The sequence below is a fragment of the Escherichia sp. TW14182 genome (assembly GCF_000208525.1).
In the GTDB taxonomy this organism is placed as follows: Bacteria; Pseudomonadota; Gammaproteobacteria; order Enterobacterales; family Enterobacteriaceae; genus Escherichia; species Escherichia ruysiae.
This window is the reverse complement of the sequence record NZ_AEJZ01000052.1, coordinates 1-6,020: the sequence shown is the minus strand read 5'-3', so window position 1 is coordinate 6,020 and position 6,020 is coordinate 1. Positions and strand designations below refer to the sequence as shown.

The window sequence follows — 6,020 nt, the reverse complement described above, 5'->3', positions numbered from 1 at the left end:
GTCGTGAGCGAAGTATTTACCACCAAACTGTGCGCCGAGGCCGAGTTTCTGAGCCTCGATCAGGAGTTCTTGTTCTAACTGGACATCGCGGAAAGCCTGACCGTGTTCGTTCCCTTCAGTCGGCAGCTCATCGTAATAGTGAGCACTTGCCAACTTGACGGTTTTCAGGTTGGTTTCCGCAGACGTGCCGCCAATCACAAACGCGATATGGTACGGCGGGCAGGCTGCGGTGCCGAGAGTACGCATTTTCTCAACGAGGAAGTTTTTCAGTTTACCCGGAGTCAGCAGGGCTTTGGTTTCCTGATAGAGATACGTTTTGTTGGCAGAACCGCCGCCTTTGGCGACGCAGAGGAATTTGTACTCGTCGCCATCCACTGCGTACAGGTCGATTTGCGCAGGCAGGTTAGTGCCGGTGTTGACCTCTTTGTACATGTCCAGCGGTGCGTTTTGTGAATAGCGCAGGTTATCTTCGATATAAGTGTTATAGACACCTTTTGATAAGGCTTCTTCATCACCGCCGCCGGTCCACACTCGCTGACCTTTTTTACCGACGATGATGGCGGTGCCGGTATCCTGGCAGGTCGGCAATACACCTTTGGCGGCGATTTCGGAGTTTCTCAAGAATTGCAGCGCCACATACTTATCGTTTTCGCTGGCTTCAGGGTCATGAAGAATAGAAGCTACCTGTTGCTGGTGTGCCGGGCGGAGCATGAAAGAAGCGTCATGGAAGGCTTGCTGCGCCAGCAAGGTCAGGGCTTCAGGTTCCACTTTCAGGATGGTTTCGCCGTTAAATTCGGCAACACTAACGTAATCGGATGTGAGCAGATAGTACTCGGTATTGTCTTTCCCCATCGGGAAAGGCGTCTGATAAATAAACTCTTTATTTGACATAGCTTCCAGCCTGTAACTCTGTATTTGTTATACGAAAATGGCGTGCCGCACAGCGACGGGCAGCACGCAGAGTGCAATTACAAGAACCCGTACATCGCAGCGAAGATCCAGCCGAAGACGCACGATACGCTCACACCAATCAACCCTGGCAAAATAAAGCTGTGGTTGATGACGAAGCGGCCGATGTGGGTGGTTCCGGAACGGTCAAACTGAATCGCTGCCAGATCGCTCGGATAGGTCGGCAGGATGTAATAACCATAGCAAGCCGGTGCTGAAGCCACGATGTATGCCGGGTCAACGCCAATCGCCAGTGCAACCGGAACAATTGCTGCCAGTGCAGCGGCCTGGGAGTTAACAAACTTGGAGACCAGCAACAGAACAATGGCATAAGCCCACGGATACTCTTTCACCATTTCGCCCAGTACGCCCTGAATTTCAGACATATGCGCACCGAACATGGTTTCGGCCATCCACGCGATACCGTATACCGCCACGATGGCAATCATACCGGAACGGAAGACTTCATTTTTTGAGATGGACGCGGGATTGGTTTTGGTCAGGATAATAATCAACGCCCCGGTCAGCAGCATAAACATCTGGATAACCAGTACCATCGACAGCGGCTTGCCGCCAAAAGACGGACGCAGGTCAGAATCAGCACCAAGAAGTGCGACCACCGCGATTGCCCCGAGGAAGATCCACATTGCCAGCCAGTTGCTTTTCGGTAGTTTTTTATCCAGCAGCGTGGCGGTGTCACCGTAAACGTACTCACGGTTTTCCGGTACGGAGATGAATTTCTGGAACTCTTCGTCTTTATCCAGATCTTTACCACGGAACCAACTGAAAATACCGATCGCCAGGATACCTAACAAGGTAGAGGGGATGGTAATCGCAAGCAGGTCGAGGAACTCAAGGTGACGACCATCAAAGGTTACGTTCCCCAGCATTGCGACCAGCGATACTACGGCAACCGACACCGGACTGGCGATAATCCCCATCTGCGCACCGATAGAGCTCGCCGCCATTGGGCGTTCCGGACGGATGTTGTTCTTAATCGCAACGTCGTAGATGATCGGCAGGATGGTGTAAACCACGTGACCCGTACCGCAAAGAATGGTCAGCGTACAGGTAACAAACGGCGCGACGATGGAAACATATTTCGGATTGCGACGCAGCAGTTTTTCGGCAATTTGCAGCATAACATCCAGGCCGCCGGAGGCTTGCAAGGTCGCCGATGCTGCCACCACCGCAATGATGACCAGCATGACATCAACCGGTGGTTTACCCGGCTGAAGATGGAAGACGAAGACCAGAATGACCAGGCCGATACCGCCTAATAAACCCAGCGCGATACCGCCCTTTCTGGCACCATAAAACAGACATATCAGTATTATGATAAGTTGGATGGTAAATAACATGTGTAAACCCTCGCGATAATCCCATTTAAATTCTTGCCAAATAGATCACAGCCACATTCTGTTTTGGATGAACTGTTATCAGAGACTGACTAAATATCCGTTTGGTCGTTGCTGGCTCGAGCAAATACTTCACAGTGAATATTGGCTGATTCAGGCAGCAGTAAATTTATGCACTGTGATAAGTGTTTTTTTCAGAGAAAAATACTCTCTGGCGATGGGGTTATAGTTTGTGTTTCGCAGATGTTAATGGTCTGTTTTTGCGCTATCTTGTTGATATTTATTGGTCTATTTTTTGTTCTACAGACGGATGTCATCAACTTTATAGATTATTCTGATCTACCTATTTATGGGTAAAAATACACATAATACGGGTGACATAATAGTTAATTAACTTTTGTTAGCGTTTTGAAATTAAAAACTCTATTTATCCGAATTGATATTAATTCGCAGGGGATGAAGAGGGATAATTATATTTGATCTGGCACAAGTTTTACTGATGGCTGATGTAACTTGTGCCAGTGCTGGTTTGCATTACTGCAATAATTGTTACTTCCAGATAACTAATAACGCGTTATTGGCAATATTGCTTCAGTAATGAGTAATGCTCTGCCTGAATACGGTAGCGATAAACCGGACGACCGGTGACGCCATAATGGATACTGGTAACTAAGATGTGACAATTCACTAGCCAGATCAGATATTTGCGGCAGGAAACGCGAGAGATGTTAACCTCGTTGGCCAGCTCGTCGGTTGAAAATTCATAGTCCTGGTGAGCGTCAATCCACTGGCACAGCGTGCGTAAAGTCTGCGGCGTTAAGCCTTTTGGCAGACGGCGGGTATCCTGTTCGTTAGATGAATTGCCATGAATTAGCTGATCCAGCTCGGCCTGGTCATAGTATTGATGTTTCTCCAGCGCCATTTTCTTTTGTCGCCAGCCGATGAGCGCCTCTTCAAAACGTGATGCCTGGAACGGTTTGATTAGATAATCAACGACGCCATAATGCAGAGAATCCTTAATGGTTGCGGCATCAGCAGCTGAGGAGATGACAATCACATCGCTTTTGCATCGAGCGTTGTGCAGGACAGGCAGTAAATCGAGCCCGTTTTCTTTTTGCATATAGATATCGAGCAAGATCAGGTCGATAGGTGTTTCGTTGTTGAAGATAATCTCTTTGGCTTTCTCCAGTGTCGAGGCTGTTCCGCAGCATTGAAAACCAGGGATCTGCGCCACGTATCGGCGATTCAACTCCGCTACCATTGCGTCGTCATCGATAATTAATACATTGATCATTTGCTCGACCTCTCCCCATCCCAGGGTAACTGGACAAAAAATTGTGTGAAAACCCCGGGTTCCGATTCCACGGCAATGCTGCCGCCGAGATTTTCAACCTGTTGTTTGACAAGTGCCAGACCGACGCCTCGTTCACTTCCTTTTGTCGAGACACCTTTTTCAAAAATGTGATCGATTTTGTCGGGGGAAATTCCCGGACCATCATCGTTAATTTCACAGTGCAGCCAGCCGTGACGGTAGTGCAACGTAACGCTGATTTCACCACCGGGTTCTTGCCCTAATGCCTCCAGCGCGTTTTCTATCAGATTTCCCAACGCGGTAATTAGCGTTGCGACTTGATCTTCACTACCGCTGTCTGGCAACTGGCTCTCACTATTTAAAATCAGCGTATGGCCTAAATCGGTCGCGCGGTTAATTTTGCTGATTAAAAAACCAGCGATAACCGGAGATTTGATTTTACCCAGCAAAGAGCCAATCTCTTCCTGATAGTTGTTGGCTGTTTTTAGAATGTAATCTTCCAACTGCTTATAACTCTTCAGATGTAATAATCCGAGAATCACGTGTAATTTGTTCATAAATTCGTGGGAGCGTTCACGAAGTGCGTCGGCATAGTTGACCAGCCCATCCAACCGTTGCATTAGCTTACGAACTTCCGTTTTGTCCCTGAAGGTAGAGATGGCTCCGATGATAACGCCATTGCTGCGTACGGGTACGGTGTTGATGAGTAATAGCCGATCTTTGACGGTAACCTCTTCATCTCGTCGCGGCGTGCCGTCGCGTAATACTTCCGAGACATCCACCACCTGCGACCATGCCTGACTCAGTGTCGACAGCTTTTCATCATCCTGGGATTTGTGATAATTAAGCAGTTCTTGCGCGGCATCATTAATTAGTGTGACTTCGCCGCGCGCGTCTACGGCAACGACACCTTCTTTGATCGATTGCAGCATTGCCTGGCGTTGCTCAAACAGAGTTGAGATTTCGTAAGGCTCCAGGCCGAACAGGATGCGCTTAAGTACTTTGACCAAAATCCATGTCCCCAGCCCGCCAACCAGCACACCGAATAAAATTGACCAGATAATGCTCCAGCGACTGTCATTGATCTGCTGCGTTACGCGGCTTAGCTCCAGACCAATCGCCACCACGCCGATCTGCTTATGATTTTCGTCGTAGATAGGGGTAAATACGCGTAAAGCCTGTGCCAGAAAACCGCGATTAATCGCGACATTTTCCTCGCCGTTGAGCGCCTTCAGGATGTCGTCCCCTTTAAAGAGCTGACCAATGCGTTGGGTTTCAGGGTGCGAGTAGCGAAGACTTTGCATATTGGTAACGACAATAAACAGCAGATCGTTGCGTTTACGTACAGCTTCAGCGATGTCCTGGATACCGCTCTCCTGCGGTTTTTTCTGCAAGCCCTGACGAATTTCCGGCGAGTCGGCAAGGGTACGCGCCACGGCCAGTGCCTTGTTGGCCAGCCCGTCACGCGTCATATCGCTGATTTGCGAGAAGTAAACCAGATGCACTACCAGCAGCACCGAGAACAGCACTGCGCTGACCATTAAGATCACCGTGGTACTGAGTTTCATCGGACGTTTGCGTAACATGCGGCAGGGCAGTGAATGTCTCATCAGCTTCCTTGTATGACAAATTTCCTAAGCATTATCTCTGATGCTGCGGGTAATTCAAAGGGAGTAAGGGGATTGGCCATCCGGGGAAGCGGATTTGGTAACTGAAACTTCCGGTGTCGTCTGGCGATTCGAGAGCTATGCTTATAGCGAAAACCATACTTATGAGGGAGGGAAGGTCATGGATCAGGAACTACTGGATGTTGGTTATCGCTGCTATACCGGCGAAAAGGTCGATGTCTATTTCAACACCGCAATATGTCAGCATTCCGGTAATTGTGTGCGCGGTAATAGCAAACTGTTTAATCTCAAACGTAAGCCGTGGATTATGCCGGATGAAGTAGACGTCGCCACCGTAATAAAAGTGATTGATACGTGCCCCAGCGGCGCGCTGAAATACCGTCATAAATAAGTGAGGGGAAAAATGGAAATACGTGAGAGCCATAATAAATTTTACATCAATGATGCGCAGGGAAATCAAATAGCTGAAATTGTCTTTGTGCCGACCGGAGAGAATTTAGCGATTATCGAACATACCGATGTTGATGAAAGCCTGAAAGGGCAGGGGATTGGTAAACAACTGGTAGCGAAAGTCGTGGAAAAAATGCGCCAGGAAAAACGGAAAATTATCCCGCTGTGCCCGTTTGCAAAACACGAATTTGATAAAACGCGTGAGTATGATGATATTCGCAGTTGATGGGGCGAAGGCAGGAAGGACGTATTCCCAAAAGCAAAAACCCGCCTTGTAGGCGGGTTCTCAGGAATTAGTGGTGCCCGGACTCGGAATCGAACCAA

At 48.6% G+C, this 6,020-nt stretch carries 5 protein-coding genes and 1 pseudogene; 2 read left to right on the top strand and 4 right to left on the bottom strand.

Features of this window, described 5'->3' with window-relative positions; translation table 11 throughout:
* From fumB to EQY_RS0105250, 4 genes and pseudogenes are all read right to left on the bottom strand, one after another.
* Positions 1-891 (bottom strand): annotated as a pseudogene (gene fumB / locus EQY_RS0105265) (class I fumarate hydratase); the annotation flags it as partial.
* 77 nt (positions 892-968) lie between these two features.
* Positions 969-2,309, bottom strand: coding sequence for an anaerobic C4-dicarboxylate transporter DcuB (dcuB, locus tag EQY_RS0105260; RefSeq protein WP_000899528.1), 1,341 nt, complete (start codon positions 2,307-2,309; stop codon positions 969-971).
* A gap of 571 nt (positions 2,310-2,880) precedes the next feature.
* A complete protein-coding gene (gene dcuR, locus EQY_RS0105255) occupies positions 2,881-3,600 on the bottom strand; it encodes a two-component system response regulator DcuR (protein WP_000611279.1) in 720 nt (239 codons plus the stop codon).
* Positions 3,597-5,228: a sensor histidine kinase gene (locus EQY_RS0105250; protein ID WP_001216443.1), complete on the bottom strand. Its 1,632-nt coding sequence runs from the start codon at positions 5,226-5,228 to the stop codon at positions 3,597-3,599. Before EQY_RS0105250 ends, dcuR begins: the two co-directional genes overlap by 4 nt.
* Positions 5,229-5,406: 178 nt before the next feature.
* Between EQY_RS0105250 and yjdI the strand changes: the two genes are divergently transcribed.
* Both yjdI and EQY_RS0105240 read left to right on the top strand, forming a co-directional pair.
* Complete coding sequence (yjdI, locus tag EQY_RS0105245) at positions 5,407-5,637, top strand: 4Fe-4S mono-cluster protein YjdI (protein WP_000371864.1); 231 nt, start codon at positions 5,407-5,409, stop codon at positions 5,635-5,637.
* A 12-nt stretch (positions 5,638-5,649) separates the two neighbouring features.
* The gene (locus EQY_RS0105240) at positions 5,650-5,922 is read left to right on the top strand and encodes a GNAT family N-acetyltransferase (RefSeq protein WP_000405658.1); all 273 of its coding nucleotides are present in this window, start codon (positions 5,650-5,652) and stop codon (positions 5,920-5,922) included.
* Positions 5,923-6,020 lie beyond the last annotated feature (98 nt).